We start from the raw sequence: 20,393 nt of genomic DNA on the forward strand, positions 1-20,393 counted from the left end.
GTCGGCTCCTCGGAGTAGAAGGTCTCCCCCCGTCCAACTCATTGAAGCTTCAACTTATTCCGGCGGTGTTCTCGCCATGACCTCTCCGCGCAGTACCACGGCCCGGAGGGAGGCGAGGGTACCCACGTCGAGGCGCGGATCTGCCGCGCAGACGACGGCGTCGGCGCTCGCACCCTCCTCGATCGCCGGGAAGCCCAGCCAGGCGCGGGCGGACCAGCAGGCCGCGTCGAGGGCCGCGGCCGGGCCGAGGCCCGCAGCGGCCAGTGCCGTCACCTCGTCCGGGAGCCGGCCGTGGGCGATGACGCTGCCGGCGTCGGTGCCCGCATAGACGGCGATCCCGGCGTCGTACGCCCGCCGGACCATCGCCTCACGCCCGCCCCACAACCGGCGCATGTGCGCCGCGTAGTCGGGGTACTTGCCGGCCGCGCCGTCGGCGATGGCAGGGAAGGTGTCGATGTTGATCAGCGTGGGGACGATCGCCACGCCCTGCTCCACGAACCGGGGGACGTGGCGCGGGAGCATGCCGGTGGCGTGCTCGATGCAGTCGATCCCGGCGTCGAGCATGCCGTCGAGTGTCTCCGCCGCGAAGCAGTGGGCCGTCACCCGGGCACCCTCCGCGTGCGCGGCGTCGACGGCGTCCTTCAGGGCCTCGGGAGGGAAGGCGGGGGCGAGGTCGCCGAGGGAGCGGTCGATCCAGTCCCCCACGATCTTGACCCACCCGTCGCCGCGCCGCGCCTGCTCCGCGACGGCCCCGGCCAGGTCCGCGGGCTCCACCTCGACGGCGTAGTCGCGGAAGTAGCGCTGCGTCCGTGCCACATGCCGGCCCGCGCGCACCAGGCGCGGCAGGTCCGCTCGGTCCTGCACCCACCGCGTGTCGTTGACGACGCCCGCATCGCGGATGAGCAGCGTGCCCGCATCGCGGTCCTGCAGGGCCTGCTGCTCCGCCAGCTCGTCGGGCACCCGTCCGCGCCGGTCGAGGCCGACATGGCAGTGCGCGTCCACCAGGCCGGGCAGCACCCACCCCTCGATGGTCCGGAGCGGACGGCCGGGCGGACGCCGGAAGGTGAAGCGGCCCTCCTGCACGTAGACGTCCGGCACCGTCCGCGTCGGCGACAGCAGCACCGTCCCGGTGAGATGCAGGAACCCGGGTCCGTCACGCACCAGAGGACGGTCCGGCGACGGTCCTCATGCGGCGGCCTGGTGCCGCCCGGCGCGCAGGAAGGACCGGATGAGCGCATCCCCCTCGGCGGTGTCGTGCGGCCGGTGTCCGCCGGGTGCTACCCGGTGGATCGCGCCGGTGCCGGCGAGGTACTCGGCGACCTCCTCGTAGAGGGGTTCCCACCCTCCGGTCAGCACCAGGGTCGGCACGCCGGGGACGATGGCCAGCGGTGCCTCCCAGGGAGGGCTCTGGAGACGGAGCCTCGCGGCGTCGCGCCGGGCCTCGGTCGTGGCGGGCGTCCGAGCATCGTCGTCGACGACCTGCCGCGCGAAGGCACGGAGGACGTCGTCGTCGGACATCGCGTGGCGCTCCGCGAAGAGGGGCTTCATCAGCGCGATGTGCGCCGCCGTCGCCGGGAGCTCCGCCGTGAGGGAGAAGCACGCCGGCTCCACCAGGGTGAGCGAGCGCACCAGGTCGGGACGCTCGACGGCGAGCATCATGGCCGCCACGGCGCCCTGGGCATGGGCGACGACGTGTCCCCCACCGCCCAGGGCGTCGGCGACGATCTCCTGGTCCCGGTCATGATCGGTGGCGGCGGGCTCCTCGGTGGCCGAGAACCCGTGCCGGCGGACGTACAGGCAGTCGAAGTCGATGGACAGGCCGTGCTGCCGGGGCCACGCCGCGGCACCGAAGGGACCGCTGCCGTGCACGAACACCACGCGCTCGGCGCCCATCACAGCCCGATACCCATCAGTGAGGGCCTCGGCAGGTCGGATCCTCGCAGGCCACGCGCGCGCTACTTCCCGAGGAACTTCTCGAAGCCCTTGGGGAGGTTCATCGCCGACGGGTCGAAGTCCTGCTGGCCGCCGAAGGCGGCACCGGTGGGCGTGGCCGTGCGTGCGGCGGCGCGCCGCGCCTCCGCTTCCTGCAGCTCCTGCGCGGCCTTCGCGGGGTTGCCCGAGCGCGGCTTCTTCTTGCCCTTGGCGGCGGCTGCCTTGGTCTTGCGCGGGCCACCGAAGCCTCCCGGACCGGCCATGCCCGGCATGCCCGGGATGCCCCCGCCCGAAGCCATCTTCTTCATCATCTTCTGTGCCTGCGTGAAGCGCTCCAGGAGGCCGTTGACCTCGGAGACGTGCACGCCGGAACCGCGGGCGATCCTCGCGCGGCGGGAGCCGTTGATGATCTTCGGGGCGACGCGCTCGTGCGGGGTCATCGAGCGGACGATGGCCTCCACGCGGTCGATCTCGCGCTCGTCGAAGTTCTCCAGCTGCTCCCGCATGTTGGCTGCGCCCGGCATCATCATGAGCATCTTCTTCATGGAGCCCATGTTGCGGATCTGCTGCATCTGCGCGAGGAAGTCGTCGAGGGTGAAGTCCTCCTGGTCGGCGAACTTCTTCGCCATCCGGGCGGCTTCGTCCTTGTCCCAGGACTGCTCGGCCTGCTCGATGAGGGTGAGGACGTCACCCATGTCGAGGATGCGGGAGGCCATGCGGTCGGGGTGGAACAGCTCGAAGTCGCCGAGCCCTTCACCCGTGGAGGCGAACATGACCGGCTTGCCGGTGACGGACGCGACCGAGAGGGCGGCGCCGCCGCGGGCGTCGCCGTCGAGCTTGGTCAGGACGACGCCGGTGAAGTCCACGCCCTCGTTGAAGGCCAGCGCGGTGTTCACGGCATCCTGGCCGATCATCGCGTCGATGACGAACAGCACCTCGTCGGGGCTGATCGCCGCCCGGATGTCGGCCGCCTGCTGCATGAGCTCGGCGTCCACGCCGAGGCGACCGGCGGTGTCGACGATGACGACGTCGTGCAGGCGGGCACGTGCCTCGGCGACACCCTGGCGGGCGACCGCGACCGGGTCGCCGGTGGCGGCCTCGAACTCGGAGCTGACGCCGGGGTGCGGCGCGTAGACGGGCACGCCCGCCCGCTCGCCGTTGACCTGGAGCTGGCGGACGGCGTTGGGGCGCTGGAGGTCGCAGGCGACGAGCAGCGGACTGTGGCCCTGGCCCTTGAGCCACTTGGACAGCTTGCCCGCGAGCGTGGTCTTTCCCGCGCCCTGGAGGCCCGCCAGCATGATCACGGTGGGCGGGTTCTTCGCGAGCCGGATGCGCCGGGTCTCGCCGCCGAGGATCCCGACGAGCTCCTCGTTGACGATCTTGACGATCTGCTGGCCCGGGTTCAGGGCCTGCGAGACCTCGAGGCCGAGGGCGCGTTCCTTGACGGCGGCCGTGAAGGCGCGCACCACGGGAACGGCGACGTCGGCGTCGAGCAGGGCGCGCCGGATCTCGCGCACCGTGGCATCGATGTCCGCCTCGGTGAGGCGGCCCTTGCCGCGGAGATTCTTGAAGGTCGCAGTCAGCCGGTCGGAGAGTGAATTGAACACGTGCCGTGCACTACTTTCATCGGGGACTTTGGAGACTCAACTCCCAAGGGTATCAACTGGGGGCGCTCGGGAGCTCGGCGTCCCGCCCTCCGACGCCTCCTGCCCCGCCGGACCGCCGCGCGCAAACCACGACGCACCCCGCCGGCACAGGACACCCCGGGGGCAGAAGTGGCAAGGTGAGGAGGTGGATACTTCCTCGCTCGCAGAGCACGACACCATTCCCGCCGACGCCGACACCCGCGTCAGGACGCTCCTGATCCTCGGCGCCTCCGGCGACCTGACCGGGCGCCTGCTCCTGCCGGGACTCGCACGGCTCATCCGCCTCGGACGCGCCGACGGCCTGAAGCTCGTGGGCGCGGGTTCCGACGACTGGACCGACGAGCAGTGGCGTGAGCGGCTAGACAGCTCCTTCGCCGTCGCCCGCGAGAAGGCGGACGACGCCGGACGGGCGTCGCTGCAGCAGGTGCGCGACGACAGCCGGTACCACCTCCTCGATGTCACGAAGGACGGGCTGGCCGACCTGGTGCAGGGCCTCGAGGGTCCCGTGGCCATCTACTTCGCGCTGCCCCCGGCCGTCAGCCAGCTCGCCTGCAGCGCGCTCGGGCCGGGCTCCCTGCCGACGAGCACCCGTCTCGTGATGGAGAAGCCCTTCGGCACGGACCAGGCCAGTGCGCACCGCCTCAACGAGAAGCTCTCGAAGCTGGTGCCCGAGCAGAACATCCACCGTGTGGACCATTTCCTCGGCAAGGCGACGGTGTTCAACATCCTCGGCCTGCGGTTCGCCAACCGCATCCTGGAGCCGGTCTGGAACAACCTGCACATCGAGAAGGTCGAGGTGATCTTCGACGAGGACCTCGCGCTCGAGAACCGGGCCCGGTACTACGACGGCGCGGGCGCGCTCCGCGACATGATCCAGAGCCACCTGCTGCACGTCATGGCGCTCCTGGCCCTGAACGCGCCGTCCACCCTGCACGAGAGGGACCTCCGCGACCACATCGGCTCCGTCCTCCGGGCCAGCACGGTGGACCTGGACAGCCCGGGCAGCAGCCGGCGGGCACGCTACGCGGCGGGCACGATCGGCGACCGGGAGGTCCCCGACTACGCCGCCGAGCCCGGCATCGACCCCGAGAAGGGCACGGAGACTCTCGCGGAGATCACCGTGTCCATCAACAACGAGCGCTGGTCCGGCGTACCGTTCGTCCTCCGCTCCGGCAAGGCGCTCGGCGTCAAGCGCAAGGAGGCCGTGATCACCTTCCGTCCGGTGAGCCACCTGCCCGTCGGGTTCACGGGCCAGGACGCGCCGACGAAGCTGCGCATCGGGTTCGGCCCCGACACGCTGCAGCTCGAGATCGACGTCAACGGGCCCGGGGACATCTTCTCCCTCGACCGGGCGACCCTCAGCGCCGACCTCAACGAGACGGACCTGCTCCCCTACGGTGAGGTGATCGAAGGTGTCCTCGCCGGCGATCCGACGCTCTCGGTCCGCGGCGACACCGCAGAGGACTGCTGGCGCATCGTGGAGCCGGTCCTGAAGGCGTGGTCGGAGGGCCGTGTGCCCCTCGAGGAGTACCGGGCGGGCTCGGACGGGCCGGAGGGGTGGCCGTCCTCGCACGGCCGGAAGGAATAGGGCCGCACGAGGCCCGCCCGCTCAGACCGTCGCGCGACGCAGCAACTCGTCGAGCTGCTCGTACGCTTCGGACAGACCGCCCTCCATCCCCGACCGCACCATGCCGTCGCGGGCCTCCATGCTCGGGTAGACGGCATGGGCCGTCAGCCGGGTCCTGCCGCCACCCACGTCCTGGAAGGTCAGGAATTCGATGCTGACGACGTCCGGGTAGCCGTCGTACTCGAAGGTCTGGATCGCGAAATCGTTCTCCCGGACGGTGTGGAAGACACCGCTGAACACGTGGTCGACGCCGTCCGGACCGGTGTGGGTGTAGCGGTAGCTGCCGCCGGTCCGGAAGTCGTACTGGTCGATGCCGAGGCGGAGACGCCGCGGGCCCAGCCACTGTGCAACGAGGTCGGGCTCCTTGTGGGCGCGGAACACCTCCGCCACGGGATGGTCGAACTCGCGGTCGAGGTCGATGAAGGGGAGGCCCTCCGGGACGGTGAGTGTCAGGGCGTTGCTCATGACGAGTCCTTTGCCTGCGGGCCGCGTGCCGCGGCCTGGGTGGATAGCACGGCGTCGAGGCTGCGGAACTGCTCCTCGTGGATCAGCCGGTACTGGTCGATCCAGGCGGTGAGCGCCTCCAGTCGTGCGGGGTTCAGGTGGACGGGCCGGCGCTGGGCGTCGCGCGTGCGCGTGACGAGTCCCGCCTGCTCAAGGACCTGGATGTGCTTCGAGACCGCCTGCTTGGTGATCGCGAAGGGTTCCGCCAGTTCGTTGACCGTGGCCGGGCCCCGGCTGAGCCGGGCGATGATGCGGCGGCGTACGGGATCGGCAAGTGCCAGGAAGGCGATGTCGAGGCGCTCGTCGTCGGTCACGGGGTCCACTCCTGAAGTTGCACTTCCTCATTGATCACTGTCCCTTTAATCAATGTATTCGTTGATCAATGAGAAGGTTGTCCAAGGATATGCCCGATGCCCAGTGACGGCAAGAGTGCGCGGACGCAGAACGCCCGGCCGGATTGCCCGGCCGGGCGTTCTGAGAAGGTGCGTCCTGTGCTCTTCGTGCGGCGGGGCCTGCCCTACAGGGCGGCTTCCCCCCGTTCGCCGGTGCGGACGCGCACGGCCTCCTCGACGGGGATGACCCACACCTTGCCGTCCCCCGCGCGGCCGGTGTTGGCCGTGGAGACCAGGACGTCGACGATGTCGGTCACCCACGCATCGGCGACCAGGACCTCGACGCGCGCCTTCTGCAGGAGGTCCACCGTGTACTCCGCCCCGCGGTAGACCTCGGTGTGACCGCGCTGGCGGCCGTAACCGCTCGCCTGGCTCACCGTGAGGCCCTGCACGCCGTAGTTCTCCAGGGCCCCCCGGACGCCGTCGAGCTTGTCGGGCCGGACGATTGCTGTGACGAGTTTCATGAATGCGCGCCTTCCGTGACGTCCTGCTGTGCGGAGTTCTGCTTGCTGCTGTGCTTGGCGCCCTGCTGGCTGACCACCTGGTCGGCGAACGGGTGGAAGGATCCACCGACACCGAGCCCGCCGAATTCGTAGGCGGTCTCCGCGTGCTCGGTGAGGTCGACGCCGGACACCTCGTCGTCCGAACTGATCCGGAAGCCGATGGTCTTGTGGATGGCGAGGCCGATGATCGCGGTCATGATCGCGGAGAGGGCGATCGCGATGGCCGCGGCGACGATCTGCGCGACCAGCTGGCCGGCGCCGCCGCCGTAGAAGAGGCCGCCGCCCTCACCCTCGACGGGCAGCATGATGAACCCGAGGGACAGGGTGCCGACGATGCCGGCGACGAGGTGGACGGCGACGACGTCGAGCGAGTCGTCGAACCCGAGCCGGTACTTGATGCCGACGGCGAGCGCGCAGACCGCGCCGGAGACGATGCCGAGGCAGATGGCGCCGACGGGGCTGACGTTCGCGCAGGCCGGGGTGATGGCCACGAGTCCGGCCACGATGCCGGACGCGGCGCCGAGCGAGGTCGGGCGTCCGTCACGGATGCGCTCGGTCATGAGCCAGCCGACCATCGCGGCAGCAGGGGCTGCCATGGTGTTGACCCAGATCAGCCCCGCTTCCTCGGCCGATCCGGCCGCGCCGCCGTTGAAGCCGAACCAGCCGAACCACAGGAGTGCGGCTCCGAGCATCACGAACGGGATGTTGTGCGGGCGCTGCGCCGGGTCCTTGCCGAATCCCTGGCGCTTGCCGAGGATCACGGCGAGCACGAGGGCCGCCACGCCGGCGCTGATGTGCACCACGGTGCCGCCGGCGAAGTCGACAGCCTCGCCGACCGCGCCTCCGACGGCGCCGTCGGCGCTCAGGAGACCCCCGCCCCACACCATGAACGCGAGCGGGCAGTAGACGAGGGTCACCCAGATGGGGACGAAGATCACCCAGGCACCGAACTTCGCGCGGTCGGCGATGGCACCGCTGATCAGGGCCACGGTGATGATGGCGAACGTCGCGCCGTAGCCGGCGCCGATGAGGTCCTCGGTGCCGATGAGTCCGCTCATGCCGAACGAGGCGAACGGGTTACCGAAGAGCTGGGCGACGCCGTCGCCGCCGGTCATGGAGTAGCCCCAGAGGACCCACACGATCCCGACGAGTCCGACGGCGATGAAGCTCATCATCATCATGTTCAGTGCGGCCTTGGCGCGGGTCATGCCGCCGTAGAAGAAGGCGAGCCCGGGGGTCATGAGTAGTACGAGGGCGGCTGAGATCATCACCCAGACGTGGCCTGCTGTCAGATCCATCAAACACGATCCTTCCAAAGGGGCGGGGACTTCCCGCTCCTCCAGAATGCGATGGACGTGTTTCGATCCCGGGGGCATCGCGTTGCGCGCAGGTTACAGGGCGAGCGCTGGAGTAAAGACCCCGTGTCGATCGTGTTTCCTGCAGGTTTCCCGGCTCCCCGGGCCTTGACGCGGGGCAGGTCGCAGCCCGCTCCGCTCTAGCTGAGGAGGGCGTCGACGAACCCCTCGGCGTCGAACGGCGCGAGATCGTCCGCACCCTCGCCCAGACCGATCAGCTTCACGGGAACGCCGAGGCTGCGCTGGATCGCCACGACGATGCCGCCCTTGGCGGTCCCGTCCAGCTTGGTGAGCACGATGCCGCTGATGTTCACGACCTCCGCGAACACGCGGGCCTGGCTGAGGCCGTTCTGGCCGGTCGTGGCGTCCAGGACGAGGAGCACCTCGTCGACGGTGCCCTGCTTCTCGATCACGCGCTTGACCTTGCCGAGCTCGTCCATGAGGCCCACCTTGTTCTGCAGGCGCCCGGCGGTGTCGATGAGGACGACGTCGACCTCCTGCTCGATGCCGGTCTTGACCGCCTCGAAGGCGACGGACGCGGGATCGGCGCCGTCGACGTCGGACTTGACCGTCGGCACGCCGACGCGCGCGCCCCAGGTGGCCAGCTGCTCGGCGGCGGCCGCACGGAACGTGTCCGCGGCGCCGAGGAGCACGTCCTTGTCGTCGGCGACGAGGACGCGCGCGAGCTTGCCGACAGTGGTGGTCTTGCCTACTCCGTTGACGCCGACCACCATGACGATGGCCGGGCGGTCCGCGTGGCGGTGGGTCGCCAGGGACCGGTCCATGGTGGGGTCGACGAGCTTCACGAGTTCCTCGCGGAGCATGTCCTTGACCTCGGCCGGGCTGCGGCTGCCCGCCACCTTGACGCGCTCACGCAGCGCGTCCACGAGTTCCATGGTGGGCTCGGTGCCGAGGTCCGCCATGAGGAGGGTCTCCTCCACCTCGTCCCAGACGTCCTCGTCGATCCTGTCCCGGGACAGGAGGGCGAGCAGGCCCTTGCCGAGGGCGTTGTTGGACCGCACCAGGCGGGCACGCAGCCGTGCGAGCCGCCCCTGCACCGGGTCGACGGTGTCCAGGCTCGGGGCCGGCGCTTCCTCCAGGCCGCTGAGGTCGTTCGGGACGAGCACGTCCGTCGGGAGTCCGTCGGGCCGTTCCAGGACGTCCGTGGACGTGGCGCCGTGCGCCCCGCCCTCCACCTGGTCGTCGGGGTCCCGGGGCGAGGAGTACAGGCCGGGAGGGGTCCGTCTGCCGCGCACGAGGACGACGGCGAGCGAGCCGAGCACGGCGATCGCGAGGATGACGAAGATGACAGGCAGGAGGATGTCGTTCACTGATCCACCTTCTCACACGGCCCTGCGCGCACGGATTGAACCCCGGCGCCGGGGCGGTGACAGAATGCGAGGACCATGGCCGGATTCCCTCGCGTACCCAAGCGCTCCCCCTTCCGCATCCCCCGTCTGGGACACCGGACCGGGGACGGTACCGCACCCGTCGGGGAGCGGCAGCGGATCCCGCGGGAGATCAGGGTCCTCATCGCGGCCGCGTTCGTCATCGCCATCGGGTTCGGCCTCGTGGCGCCGATCCTGCCGCAGTTCGCGCAGAGCTTCGACGTCGGCGTCACGGCGTCGGCGGTGATCGTGAGCGCCTTCGCGTTCACGCGCCTCGTCTTCGCACCCGCGGGGGGCCGGCTCGTGGAGCGGCTCGGCGAACGGCCCGTCTATATCGTGGGGCTGCTCATCGTGGCGCTGTCCACCGCCGCCTGCGCCTTCGCTGCTGACTACTGGCAGCTCCTCGTCTTCCGCGCCCTCGGCGGTATCGGCTCCACGATGTTCACGGTCTCCGCGATGGGCCTGATCGTGCGGCTCGCCCCGCCGGCCATCCGCGGCCGTGTCTCCGGCGCGTATGCCACAGCGTTCCTGCTGGGGAGCATCGGCGGTCCGATCGTGGGCGGCCTGCTCGCCCGCTTCGGCCTGCGGGTGCCGTTCCTGGTCTACGCGGCGGCCCTGCTGGTCGCCTCCGCCGTCGTCTTCTTCCAGCTGAAGGACACCTCGCTCTCGGACCGCACGGCGGCGCGCGGAAAGCCGGCCCTGACGGTGCGTGAGGCGGTCGCGGACTCCGGGTACCGCGCGGCGCTGGCGTCCAGCTTCGCGAATGGCTGGTCCTCCTTCGGCGTCCGCATGGCGCTCGTGCCGCTCTTCGCGGATGCGGTCCTCGGAGCGGGCACGGAGATCGCCGGCATCTCCCTGGCCTTCTTCGCCGCGGGGACGGCGCTCGCCCTCACGGTGTCCGGCGGGCTCGCCGACTCGCTGGGCCGGCGGCCGCTCGTGATCACGGGCCTCCTCGTGAACGGGGCCGCGATGATCGCGCTCGGCTTCTCCGGGAACGTGGTCGTCTTCCTCGCCCTGTGCGTCGTCGCGGGCCTCGGCACGGGTATCCTCAATCCCGCGCAGCAGGCGGCGGTGGCGGACGTCGTCGGCAACGACCGCAGCGGCGGCAGGGTCCTCGCGACCTTCCAGATGAGCTCCGACTTCGGCGCGATCCTCGGCCCGATCCTCGCCGGCCTCATCATCGACCAGCTCGCCTTCGGCTCCTTCGCCCTCGCCTTCACCGTGACCGGGGTCCTGACCGCCCTCGCCGCCGGGGTGTGGATGCTGTCCCGGGAGACGCTCCCGCGGACGGAGCGCACGGCGCCGGACGGGCCCGCCGGCGACGACCCGGGCGCCCGCCGCGCCGGCCCGTCCGCGGAGGAGCAGGGCACCCCGGGGTCCTAGCCGAGGGCGTCCTGCCTCGCGACGCCGATGCGCTGGCTGATGACCGTGGACACGCCGTCGCCGCGCATCGTCACGCCGTAGAGGGCGTCGGCGACCTCCATCGTACGTTTCTGGTGGGTGATGATGATCAGCTGGCTCGACTCCCGCAGCTCCTGGAAGATCGTGATGAGCCGCCCGAGGTTGGTGTCGTCGAGGGCGGCCTCCACCTCGTCCATGACGTAGAACGGGGAGGGCCGGGCCTTAAAGATCGCGACGAGCAGCGCGACGGCGGTCAGCGACCGTTCGCCGCCCGAGAGCAGCGACAGCCGCTTGATCTTCTTGCCGGCGGGGCGGGCCTCGACCTCGATGCCGGTGGCGAGCATGTCCGCCGGGTCCGTGAGCACCAGCCGGCCCTCGCCGCCCGGGAACAGGGTGGCGAAGACGCGCTCGAACTGTTCGGCGGTGTCCCGGTAGGCAGCCGTGAAGACCTGCTCCACGCGCTCGTCGACCTCCCGGATGATGTCCAGGAGGTCCTTCCGGGTCGCCCTGAGGTCGGCGAGCTGGGTGCTCAGGAACTGGTGCCGCTCCTCGAGCGCCGCGAACTCCTCGAGGGCGAGGGGGTTCACCCTGCCGAGCGCGGCGAGATCCCGTTCGGCCCGCTTCAGCCTCTTCTCCTGCTCCTGGCGCACGAACGGGACGCCCTGAGGCACGGGGTTGCCGTCGTCGTCGACCGGTGCGCGCAGCGCGGCCCACTTGTCCTCCGTCGCCGCGTCCCCCGGTACGGGCAGGTGCGGCCCGAACTCGTCCACGAGGTGGTCCGGGGTGAGGCCGAGCTCCTCGATGGAGCGGTTCTCGAGCGCCTCGATCCTCAGGCGCTGCTGGGCGCGGGCGAGCTCGTCCCGGTGCACCGAGTCCGTGAGCCGTGCCAGTTCGACGCCGAGGGCTGCGTTGGACCCCCGCACCTCCTGGAGGTCGGCATCCTGCTGCGCGCGCAGCCGCTCGGCGGCGTCACGCTGGTCCGCCGCAACGGCCACGGACCGCGCCGCGCGCTGCTCCGCCCGCCGCGCCGCCGCGGCGACCGCCACGGCCCGGACGGCCCGGACCTCACGGATCCTCGCCTTCTCCGCCGCCTCCTCCCGTGCGCGGCGTTCGGACTGCGCCGCGCATTCGAGCGATGCGGCCCGGTTCGCGAGCGCGGCGAGCTGTTCCTCCCGGCTGCGCAGGGCGAGGCGGGCCTCGAGCTCGGCCTGGCGGGCATCCACCGCGGCGCGCCGCAGGGCGTCGCGGTGCTCGCTCGAGGGCTCGGCCTCCACGGGCTGCTCCTGGAGGTCCGACAGCCGCTCGGCGGCCTCCCGCAGCCGTGTCTCCTCCTGCGCGAGATTGGCCTCGGCCGCACGCACGAGGACGGCCAGCCGCTCGGCCTCCCCGCCCGCGGACCGGAGCTCGCCGTGCAGCCGGCCGAGCTTCTCGGCGACCGCGGCCATCCGCGCGTCGGACTCGTGCAGTCGCTCGAGCGCGGCGTCGACGCGGTGCTGCGCTTCCTGCCGGCGGGTCCGCGCCGCGGTCAGGCGGAACCGGAGCCGGTCGGCGGCGGTGGAGGTCCGGGCCAGCTTCTCCTCCGTGTCCTCGACGGCGGCCCGCCGTTCGAGGTATCCCGCCGCACCCGGGGTGCCCCCGCGGGCCGTGTGGCGGGACAGGACGTCGCCGTCGTGGGTGACCGCCGTCCGGGCGGTGCCGTCCTCGACGGCACGACGCGCCGCCCCGAGATCCGCGACCACCACCACGCCGTCGAGCAGCGCGGCCACGGCCGGCTGCAGCGCGGGCGGGGCGGTCACGAGGGCGAGCGCGGGGACGACGGCGGAGCCGGGTCCCGGTCCCGCGCCCGCCTTGTCCGGCCGGGTGGCCGCACCGGGTCCGGAGGCGACGACGAGCGAGACCTGGCCGGCGTCGTCGCGCTTCATGAGCTCCACCGCCCGCTCCGCCGCCGCGATGCTCCCGACGGCGACGGCGTCGGCGGAGTCGGCGAGCGCCGCGACGACTGCCTTCTCGAAGCCCGGCACCACGTGCAGGAGCTGGGCGAGCGGCTCCAGCACGCCGTCGAGCCCGGCGGCGAGGAGGGCCGCGGAGCCGTCGCGCTGCTGCAGACCCTCGCGCTGCGCCTCGAGCCGCGCGGCCAGGGCACCACGCTCCCGCTCCGTGGCACGCTCCTCCTCCACGAGCGCTGCCACGTCCTCGGTGAGGGAGCGGAGGACCTCCGACGCCGCCTCGTACTCCGCATCGAGGCCCTCCTCCCCCTCCTCGTCCGCCGCGACCCGGCCCTCGAGCGCCTGGAACTCGCGCTCGGCGGTCCGCCGTCGTTCCTCGGCCGCGGTGATGGACGCGCGCAGGCGCCCGAGCTCGGCGACCGCGGACTCGACGCGGGAGCGAGCCGCGCCCACCGCGCCTGCGAGCCTGGCGTCTCCCTCGCGCCGGTCCGCGGCGGCCCGCAGGAGGAGCGCGAGCCTCGCATCCTCGGTGGCCGATGCCTCCTCCGCGGTGCGACGGGCCGCGAGGGTCTGCTCGAGGGCGTGGCCGAGGGAGGCCACCTCCTCCTCCAGCCCGGCGACCTCCGCCCGGACGCGCCCGGCCTGCCGGTCGAGGTGGTCGGGATCTCGCCCCCGGTCCGGCTCGACTGCCTGCCCGAGGAGGTGTCCGCGGTCCTCGGCGCGCGTGGCCAGGGCGCCGAGCTTCTCCCGGGCGCTCGAGAGCGCGTACCAGGCCTCGCGTGCCCGGTCGAGCGCGGGGACGGACGCGGCCGCGGCCTGCTCGAGGTCCGCCTGCCGCTCCTGGCCGACGCCGAGCAGCGTCCCGATCTCGTCGCGGCGCGCCTGCAGGGCGGCCTCGGCCGCGGTGTCCCGCTCGAACCCGGCACGCAGGGCCACGAGCTCGTCGGCGAGCAGGCGCGACCGCGCGTCCCGCACCGCGAACTGCACCTGCTGGGCCCGCCGGGCGACCTCGGCCTGCTTCCCGAGCGGGGTGAGCTGGCGGCGCAGCTCCCCCGTGAGATCGGACAGCCGTGCGAGGTTCGTCTCCATCGCGTCGAGCTTCCGCACGGTCTTCTCGCGCCGGCGGCGGTGCTTGAGGATCCCCGCGGCCTCCTCGATGAAGCCCCGCCGTTCCTCGGGTGTGGCATGCAGCACCTTGTCCAGCTGGCCCTGGCCGACGATGACGTGCATCTCGCGGCCCAGCCCGGAGTCGGAGAGGAGCTCCTGGATGTCGAGGAGGCGGCAGCTCCTGCCGTTGATGGCGTACTCGGAGCCGCCCGCCCGGAAGAGCGTGCGGGAGATCGTCACCTCGGCGTACTCGATGGGCAGGGCGCCGTCGGCGTTGTCGATGGTGAGCGACACCTGGGCGCGCCCGAGCGGGGCCCGGCCGGTCGTCCCGGCGAAGATGACGTCCTCCATCCGGCCGCCGCGGAGCGTCTTGGCCCCCTGCTCGCCCATGACCCACGCCAGCGCGTCGACGACGTTCGACTTGCCTGACCCGTTGGGGCCGACGACGGCGGTGACGCCCGGCTCGAAGTCGAAGGTGGTTGCCGAGGCGAAAGACTTGAACCCTCGCACGGTTAGACTCTTCAGATGCACGGTGGCAGGCTCTCCAGATGGGGTAGGACCTACCTAATCTACCGGAGTACACCGACGGTATCGGTAGCAGGTAGCCAGGACGTCCGTCCCGGACGCCTCCGGAATGACCGCCGCAGTATTACCAAGTAGGCTTACGAAAGTTTCAGCAGTATCCGAAGGCGTCCAGGCTGACCCATTCGTGGGTCCTTCCCGGCCACAGACCGGCGCTATCAGTTGACGAGGCAGGAAATTTGACCGGTAACGCGACCTTCCGACATGACAACACGGCCTTGCTCGCCGTCACGACTGTGGAGGCGCCGGTAGTCGTCAGTTCCGCAGAGTTCGACGAACGGCTCGCCCCCAGCCTGAAGAGGCTGCGCCTCTCCAAGCGGCTCCTCGAGCGCGTCGCGGGCGTCACCGAACGCCGGTGGTGGTCCCCCGGCTCCGACTTCGACGACGCCGCCATCGAGGCCGGCGCCAAGGCGATGGCCGAGGCGGGCATCGAGCCGGGCGAGGTGGGCCTCCTCATCAACACCTCGGTGACGCGGCGCAACCTCGAGCCGTCCGTCGCCGTGAAGATCCACCACTCGCTCGGCCTCCCCTCCTCGGCCATGAACTTCGACCTGGCCAACGCCTGCCTCGGGTTCGTCAACGGCATGACCCTCGCGGCGAACATGATCGACTCGGGGCAGATCAAGTACGCGCTGATCGTCGCGGGCGAGGACGCCCAGAAGACCCAGGAAGCCACCTTCCGGCGGCTCAACCGGGAGGACTCGACGCGCCAGGACTTCCTCAGCGAATTCGCGACCCTCACGCTCGGTTCCGGGGCCGCCGCCGCCGTCCTCGGCCCCGCGGATCTGCACCCGGGCTCGCACCGGATCCTCGGCGGCGTCTCCCGCGCCGGGACCGAGCACCACGAACTCTGCGTCGGCGGGATCGACGGCATGTACACCGACACCAAGGGCCTGCTCGAAGGCGGCCTGGACCTCGTGGTCACCGCGTGGCACGAGGCGCAGGCGGACGGCTGGGCGTGGGACTCCATGGACCGCTACGTCACCCACCAGGTCTCCAATTCCTATACCAACGCGATCATCAAGGCCGTCGACCTCGAGCGCGATCGGGTGCCGATCACCTTCCCGCACTGGGGCAACGTCGGGCCTGCGTCCCTGCCCATGACCCTCGCCCAGGAAGCCTCGTCCCTGAGATCCGGGGACCGCGTCCTGTGCCTCGGCGTGGGGTCCGGACTGAACACGTCGATGATGGAGATTGCGTGGTAGCACTCCCCGGCGTCGACCCCTCCTGGTCGACGTACATCGACGTGCCCTCGACCAGCGGGGCGGACCGCCCCGGCACCAGTCATCGCTGGCACTACCTCGACAACGGCGCCGACCTCGCCGACAGCACGGTCCGGGGGACACTGCTCTGCGTCCACGGCAACCCCACCTGGTCCTACCTGTGGCGGACCTACCTGGCGGCCGGCCGCGCCGCGGGCTGGCGCGTCGTCGCCGTGGACCAGCTCGACATGGGCTACTCCGAGCGGACGGGCGTGTTCCGGCGGCTGGCCGACCGCATCACCGACCTCGAGGACTTCGCGGCCGCCGTCGGGCTCACCGGTCCCGTGGTCACCGTGGGGCACGACTGGGGAGGCGTGGTCAGCCTCGGCTACGCCGACCGGAACCGGGAGGACCTGGCCGGCGTCGTCCTCACGAACACCGCCATCCACCAGGACGCGGACCGTCGCATCCCCGCACCGCTCAGGCTCGCCCTCGCCCCGGGCGTCCACGGCCTCGGCACCCGGACCACGAGCGCGTTCCTCGACGTGACCCTCGCCCTCGCCCGGCCCGCCCTCGCCCCGGACGTGCGCCGCGCCTTCCGGGACCCGTACCGCACCGCCGCCGACCGCCAGGGCATCGCGCACTTCGTCTCGGACATCCCCGCGGATCCGTCGCATCCCAGCTACCCGGCCCTGACCGCGACGGCCGAGGGCATCCGCAGCCTGGACGTCCCCGTGCTCATGATGTGGGGACCGCACGACCCGATCTTCTCGGACCCCTACCTGGAGGACCTCGCCCGGCGGCTCCCCCGGGCCGACGTCCACCGCTTCGAGCATGCGGGCCATCTCGTGCAGGAGGACGCCGACACGGCGTCGACGGCCCTGCAGTGGCTGGCCGAACGGTCGGTCGGGCACCCCGAGCCCCGCGCTGACGTCCCGCCGCGCGATGATGCGCCCTACGTCCCGCTCGGCCGGCGGCTCACCGACCTGGCCGCCGGGCCGGACGCCGCACGGACCGCCGTCGCGGAGATGAAGCCCTCCGGCCCGCCCCGGACCCTGTCCTGGCGGGAGCTCGACGACGACGTCGCCGCCGTCGCCGCCGGCCTGACCGCGCTCGGCTACGGTCCCGGCAGCCGCGTGAGCCTCCTCGTCCCGCCCGGCGTGGACCTGACCGTGCTCATCTACGCCTGCCTGCGCATCGGTGCCGTGATCGTCGTCGCCGACGCCGGCCTCGGCGCCCGTGGACTCAGCCGTGCCGTGAAGGGGTCGGCGCCCGACGTCGTCATCGGCATCGAACGCGCCCTGGTCGCGGCCCGCGCCTTCGGGTGGCCCGGACGGCGCATCAGTGCCGCTCCCCTGTCCCCGGCCAGGCGCAGGGCACTGCGGGTGGAGGCCTCGCTCAACGACCTGCGCGCCGCTCGCCCGGCCCGGTCCGCCGTGGAGGCGCCCGCCGCCGACGCCGACGCCGCCATCCTCTTCACCTCGGGCTCCACGGGCCCCGCGAAGGGCGTCGTCTACACGCACCGGCAGCTCTCCGCCATGCGGGACGCCGTCGCGGCGACCCTCGGCCTCGGCGAGGGTGCCTCGCTCGTCGCGGGCTTCGCGCCGTTCGCGCTGCTCGGCCCGGCACTCGGGGCCACCTCCGTCACCCCGGCCATGGACGTCACGGCCCCCAGGACGCTGACCGCGCAGGCGCTGTCCGACGCCGCGGACGCGATCGACGCGACCGTCGTCTTCGCCTCACCGACCGCCCTGCGCAACGTGCTCGCCACCGCCGGTGCGCTCACCGACGCGGGCAGGACGGCCCTCGGCCGGATCTCCCTGCTGCTCTCGGCCGGAGCGCCGATCCCCGTCCCGCTCCTCGAAGCCGTCCAGGACCTCGTGCCGTCGGCCGCCCTGCACACGCCCTACGGCATGACGGAATCCCTCCTCGTCGCGGACATCGACCTCACGGGCATCCGACGCGCGTCGGCTGACGCGCGGGACGGGCTCGACGGCGCCGGCGGCGGGGTGTGCGTCGGCCTCCCCGTGCACGGCGCCCGCGTCGCCGTCAGCCCGCTCGACGACGACGGTGCGGCGACGGGCGAGGCGACGACGGCGCCCGGGCGGACCGGCGAGATCCTCGTCGACGCCCCCCACGTCAAGGACCGCTACTTCCGGCTGTGGAGGACGCAGCGCGAGTCCGCGCGGACTCCCCCATGGCACCGGACCGGCGACGTCGGCCACTTCGACGCCGAGGGGCGCCTGTGGGTCGAGGGCCGGCTCGGCCACATCATCACGGCGGCCTCCGGCGTCCTGACGCCCGTCGCCCTGGAGCAGTCGCTGGAGACGCTCGACGGCGTCCGGCTGGCTGCCCTCGTGGGCGTCGGACCCGCCGGCACCCAGGCCGTCGTCGCGGTCCTCGAGACGGACGCCGCAGGACGGCGCCCGGCCCTGGCGGATGCTCCGCTCACGGAGGCGGCACGGGCTGCCGCGCTGAGGCACGGTGTCGGCCTCGCCGCGGTCGTCGCCGTTCCCGCCCTCCCGGTGGACATCCGGCACAACGCGAAGATCGACCGCACGCGCATCGCGCAGTGGTGCAGCCGGTTCCTCTCCGGTGCCCGCGCGGGGTCCCTGTGACGGTCCTCGTCACCGGTGCGAGCGGGATGCTGGGGCGCGCCGTCGCCGAACACCTCGTCGCCTCCGGGGAGGAGGTCCGGTGCCTCCAGCGCCGGCCATCCTCCGTGTCCGGCGCGCAGGACGTCCTGGGCTCGATCACCGATCCGGACGCCGTCGCCTCAGCGGTCCAGGACTGCCGCGCCGTGATCCACCTGGCGGCGAAGGTCTCCTTCACCGGGGCTTCCGCCGAGTTCGACCGCACCAACATCGACGGGACCCGGATCCTGCTGGACGCCGCCCATGCGGCCGGGGTCACCGACGTCGTCCACGTGTCCTCGCCGTCCGTGGCACACGCCGGCTCCTCGCTCGTCGGTGCTCCCGCCGGCCGCGCGGACCCGGCGCACGCGCGCGGGGACTACGCCCGGACCAAGGCCGCGGCCGAGCTGCTCGCCCTGGGTCGCTCGACGCCGGCGTTCCGCGTCGCCGCAGTGCGGCCGCACATCGTATGGGGCCCCGGCGACACCCAGCTGGTGGAACGCGTGATCGAGCGCGCACGGCACGGACGCCTGCCCCTGCTCGACGGCGGCACGGCCCTGATTGACACGACCTACGTGGACAATGCGGCCTCGGCCATCGTCGCGTGCCTGCGGCGCATGCATGCGGCGCAGGGCCGGGCCCTCGTCGTCACCAACGGCGAGCCGCGCCCCATCGCCGAACTGCTCGGCGGGATCTGCCGCGCCGGCGGCGTGGAGCCACCCGCCTGGTCCGTCCCGGGAGCACTGGCTCGCGGCGCGGGATCCGTGATCGAGCGGGCCTGGCTGCGGCTCGGCAGGACGGATGAGCCTCCCATGACCCGCTTCCTGGCGGAACAGCTCTCGACCGCGCACTGGTTCGACCAGCGGGATACGCGCAGCGTGCTCGACTGGCGCCCGTCCGTGAGCGTCGATGAAGGGCTCGAGCGCCTGGCGGCGTACTACCGCTGAGGCTCTCCGCCTGAGTGCGCAGGTGTCGCCGTCGACCACCCACCCCACGTGCACGACGAACACGCTCCGGATACGCGGAAGGACGGGATGCGCGATGCATCCCGTCCTTCCGACCGTCTCACTGGTGGCGCCGACCGTACGGCCGGCGGCTCAGTTAGCGGGTGTAGTAACCATCCACGGACATGGCGTTGACCGAGTGGACCACGGTGCCCTGCGAGGGGTTCAGGGCGCTGACCATCTGGCCGTTGCCGAGGTAGATCCCCACGTGGCTGCCACCGTTCTGGCTCACCAGGTCACCCGGCTGGGGGTTGCTGGTGGGCGTCATGGCAGCAAACTGGGCCCAGGTGGTGCGCGGCAGGTTGACGCCGTTCTGGGCGTAGGCCCACTGCACGAAGGCCGAGCAGTCCCAGGCACCGAAGGAGGTCCCGCCGTACACGTAGCCCGAGCCGACACCCTGCATCGCCGCTCCGACGACGCCGCCGTTACCCACAGGGGTGATCGACGGGGTGGACTGGAAGCTGACCGCGGGGGTCGCTGCCGGAGCAGCGGCAGGCGCTGCGGCGGGGGCCGCGGCGGGCACTGCAGTGGGGGCCGCGGCAGGCACGGCGACGATCGATGCCGACTGCACGGAGTACTGCGCGGGAGCAGCGGAACCGCCGAGGGAGATCGACTGGCCGGGGTAGATCACCGAGGCGGAGCCGAGTCCGTTGGCCGCGAAGAGGCTGTCGACGCTCAGGCCGTGCATCGCCGCGATGGACCCGAGGGTGTCGCCGGCCTTCACGGTGTGGGTGCCTGCGGCAGCAGTGGAGGCTGCGGCCGGCGGGGTGCTGATCTCGCCTGCGGCGTTCGCGGGAAGCGATGCGCCGAACATGATGCCCGAAGCGACGGCGACGACGGCGGCAGGCTTGCCGGCGACGGAGGCGCTTGCGGAGACGGCCCGGGATGCCGTGATGAAGGGGTTGATGCGCGTGGGGACGGCCCGGTGGCGCGCGAAATTGCTCTTGGACATGTTGATGCCTTTCCCAATGCCTGCGAAGTTAGCTGTCGGGTTCGGATGGGACATCCGGACACGCTTGCTACAGACCATCGCCCCCAGCGCTGGTCTGCGCGTGTCTTTACCCCTAGGACCCGTGATCGGGTCCGCTAGTGGTTCCCCCGCCCCTGTCGAATGTGTAGTGCGAACGGTCCGTCCTCATCGACAGGGTTAGGCAGTGTGAGGATGGGCGCC

At 71.9% G+C, this 20,393-nt stretch carries 15 protein-coding genes and 1 riboswitch; of the genes, 5 read left to right on the forward strand and 10 right to left on the reverse strand.

Features of this window, described 5'->3' with window-relative positions:
• Window positions 1-54 precede the first annotated feature (54 nt).
• The 3 genes from CXQ92_RS03800 to ffh form a co-directional block, all read right to left on the reverse strand.
• Complete coding sequence (locus CXQ92_RS03800; protein ID WP_258069792.1) at window positions 55-1,122, reverse strand: amidohydrolase family protein; 1,068 nt, start codon at window positions 1,120-1,122, stop codon at window positions 55-57.
• A 63-nt stretch (window positions 1,123-1,185) separates the two neighbouring features.
• Window positions 1,186-1,893, reverse strand: coding sequence for an alpha/beta fold hydrolase (locus CXQ92_RS03805; RefSeq protein ID WP_104165392.1), 708 nt, complete (start codon window positions 1,891-1,893; stop codon window positions 1,186-1,188).
• Window positions 1,894-1,955: 62 nt separating this feature from the next.
• Window positions 1,956-3,539 carry a signal recognition particle protein gene (gene ffh, locus CXQ92_RS03810; RefSeq protein WP_104165394.1) on the reverse strand — a complete coding sequence of 528 codons (1,584 nt, stop codon included), beginning with the start codon at window positions 3,537-3,539 and terminating at the stop codon, window positions 1,956-1,958.
• A gap of 184 nt (window positions 3,540-3,723) precedes the next feature.
• Between ffh and CXQ92_RS03815 the strand changes: the two genes are divergently transcribed.
• On the forward strand, window positions 3,724-5,166 hold the full coding sequence (locus tag CXQ92_RS03815; RefSeq protein WP_258069692.1) for a glucose-6-phosphate dehydrogenase: 1,443 nt from the start codon (window positions 3,724-3,726) through the stop codon (window positions 5,164-5,166).
• Between the two features lie 21 nt (window positions 5,167-5,187).
• On the opposite strand, the gene CXQ92_RS03820 is transcribed toward CXQ92_RS03815, so the two are convergent.
• The 5 genes from CXQ92_RS03820 to ftsY all read right to left on the reverse strand — a co-directional run bounded on the left by CXQ92_RS03820 (window position 5,188) and on the right by ftsY (window position 9,290).
• Window positions 5,188-5,670: an SRPBCC family protein gene (locus tag CXQ92_RS03820; RefSeq protein ID WP_104165395.1), complete on the reverse strand. Its 483-nt coding sequence runs from the start codon at window positions 5,668-5,670 to the stop codon at window positions 5,188-5,190.
• The gene (locus CXQ92_RS03825) at window positions 5,667-6,032 is read right to left on the reverse strand and encodes a helix-turn-helix transcriptional regulator (protein ID WP_104165397.1); all 366 of its coding nucleotides are present in this window, start codon (window positions 6,030-6,032) and stop codon (window positions 5,667-5,669) included. Before CXQ92_RS03825 ends, CXQ92_RS03820 begins: the two co-directional genes overlap by 4 nt.
• Window positions 6,033-6,226: 194 nt before the next feature.
• The gene (locus CXQ92_RS03830) at window positions 6,227-6,565 is read right to left on the reverse strand and encodes a P-II family nitrogen regulator (protein ID WP_043445797.1); all 339 of its coding nucleotides are present in this window, start codon (window positions 6,563-6,565) and stop codon (window positions 6,227-6,229) included.
• Window positions 6,562-7,902, reverse strand: coding sequence for an ammonium transporter (locus CXQ92_RS03835; RefSeq protein WP_104165399.1), 1,341 nt, complete (start codon window positions 7,900-7,902; stop codon window positions 6,562-6,564). Before CXQ92_RS03835 ends, CXQ92_RS03830 begins: the two co-directional genes overlap by 4 nt.
• 197 nt (window positions 7,903-8,099) lie before the next feature.
• A complete protein-coding gene (gene ftsY / locus CXQ92_RS03840; RefSeq protein WP_104165401.1) occupies window positions 8,100-9,290 on the reverse strand; it encodes a signal recognition particle-docking protein FtsY in 1,191 nt (396 codons plus the stop codon).
• Between the two features lie 75 nt (window positions 9,291-9,365).
• Here ftsY and CXQ92_RS03845 point away from each other — a divergent pair, with 75 nt between their 5' ends.
• Entirely contained in the window at window positions 9,366-10,730 is a 1,365-nt protein-coding gene (locus CXQ92_RS03845; RefSeq protein ID WP_104165402.1) for an MFS transporter, read from the forward strand.
• Here the strand turns inward: CXQ92_RS03845 and smc are convergent.
• Window positions 10,727-14,332 (reverse strand): chromosome segregation protein SMC, encoded by a 3,606-nt coding sequence (gene smc / locus CXQ92_RS03850; RefSeq protein WP_104165404.1) that lies wholly within the window; start codon window positions 14,330-14,332, stop codon window positions 10,727-10,729. The genes CXQ92_RS03845 and smc overlap by 4 nt on opposite strands.
• A gap of 230 nt (window positions 14,333-14,562) precedes the next feature.
• Between smc and CXQ92_RS03855 the strand changes: the two genes are divergently transcribed.
• Genes CXQ92_RS03855 through CXQ92_RS03865 form a run of 3 tightly spaced genes read left to right on the forward strand, consistent with a single transcriptional unit; the run spans window position 14,563 to window position 19,165 of the window.
• The gene (locus tag CXQ92_RS03855; RefSeq protein WP_104165406.1) at window positions 14,563-15,588 is read left to right on the forward strand and encodes a 3-oxoacyl-ACP synthase III; all 1,026 of its coding nucleotides are present in this window, start codon (window positions 14,563-14,565) and stop codon (window positions 15,586-15,588) included.
• Window positions 15,582-18,203, forward strand: a complete 2,622-nt coding sequence (locus tag CXQ92_RS03860) for an alpha/beta fold hydrolase (RefSeq protein ID WP_104165408.1) — start codon at window positions 15,582-15,584, stop codon at window positions 18,201-18,203. Before CXQ92_RS03855 ends, CXQ92_RS03860 begins: the two co-directional genes overlap by 7 nt.
• Entirely contained in the window at window positions 18,200-19,165 is a 966-nt protein-coding gene (locus tag CXQ92_RS03865) for an NAD(P)-dependent oxidoreductase (RefSeq protein WP_104165410.1), read from the forward strand. The genes CXQ92_RS03860 and CXQ92_RS03865 overlap by 4 nt, the downstream gene beginning before the upstream one ends.
• 154 nt (window positions 19,166-19,319) lie before the next feature.
• Here the strand turns inward: CXQ92_RS03865 and CXQ92_RS03870 are convergent, their stop codons facing one another.
• Window positions 19,320-20,174, reverse strand: a complete 855-nt coding sequence (locus tag CXQ92_RS03870) for a C40 family peptidase (protein WP_104165411.1) — start codon at window positions 20,172-20,174, stop codon at window positions 19,320-19,322.
• Between the two features lie 2 nt (window positions 20,175-20,176).
• Window positions 20,177-20,386: riboswitch (cyclic di-AMP (ydaO/yuaA leader) on the reverse strand.
• Between the last annotated feature and the right edge of the window lie 7 nt (window positions 20,387-20,393).

Source organism: Arthrobacter sp. SX1312 (assembly GCF_002929295.1).
In the GTDB taxonomy this organism is placed as follows: domain Bacteria; phylum Actinomycetota; class Actinomycetes; order Actinomycetales; family Micrococcaceae; genus Arthrobacter_D.

Excerpts from the sequence above, each read along its gene's own strand:
- CXQ92_RS03805 (WP_104165392.1), bottom strand. The coding sequence starts at position 1,893 with ATGGGCGCCGAGCGCGTGGTGTTCGTGCACGGCAGCGGTCCCTTCGGT.
- CXQ92_RS03835 (WP_104165399.1), bottom strand. The coding sequence starts at position 7,902 with ATGGATCTGACAGCAGGCCACGTCTGGGTGATGATCTCAGCCGCCCTC.
- CXQ92_RS03845 (WP_104165402.1), top strand. The coding sequence starts at position 9,366 with ATGGCCGGATTCCCTCGCGTACCCAAGCGCTCCCCCTTCCGCATCCCC.
- CXQ92_RS03870 (WP_104165411.1), bottom strand. The coding sequence starts at position 20,174 with ATGTCCAAGAGCAATTTCGCGCGCCACCGGGCCGTCCCCACGCGCATC.
- CXQ92_RS03830 (WP_043445797.1), bottom strand. The coding sequence starts at position 6,565 with ATGAAACTCGTCACAGCAATCGTCCGGCCCGACAAGCTCGACGGCGTC.
- CXQ92_RS03820 (WP_104165395.1), bottom strand. The coding sequence starts at position 5,670 with ATGAGCAACGCCCTGACACTCACCGTCCCGGAGGGCCTCCCCTTCATC.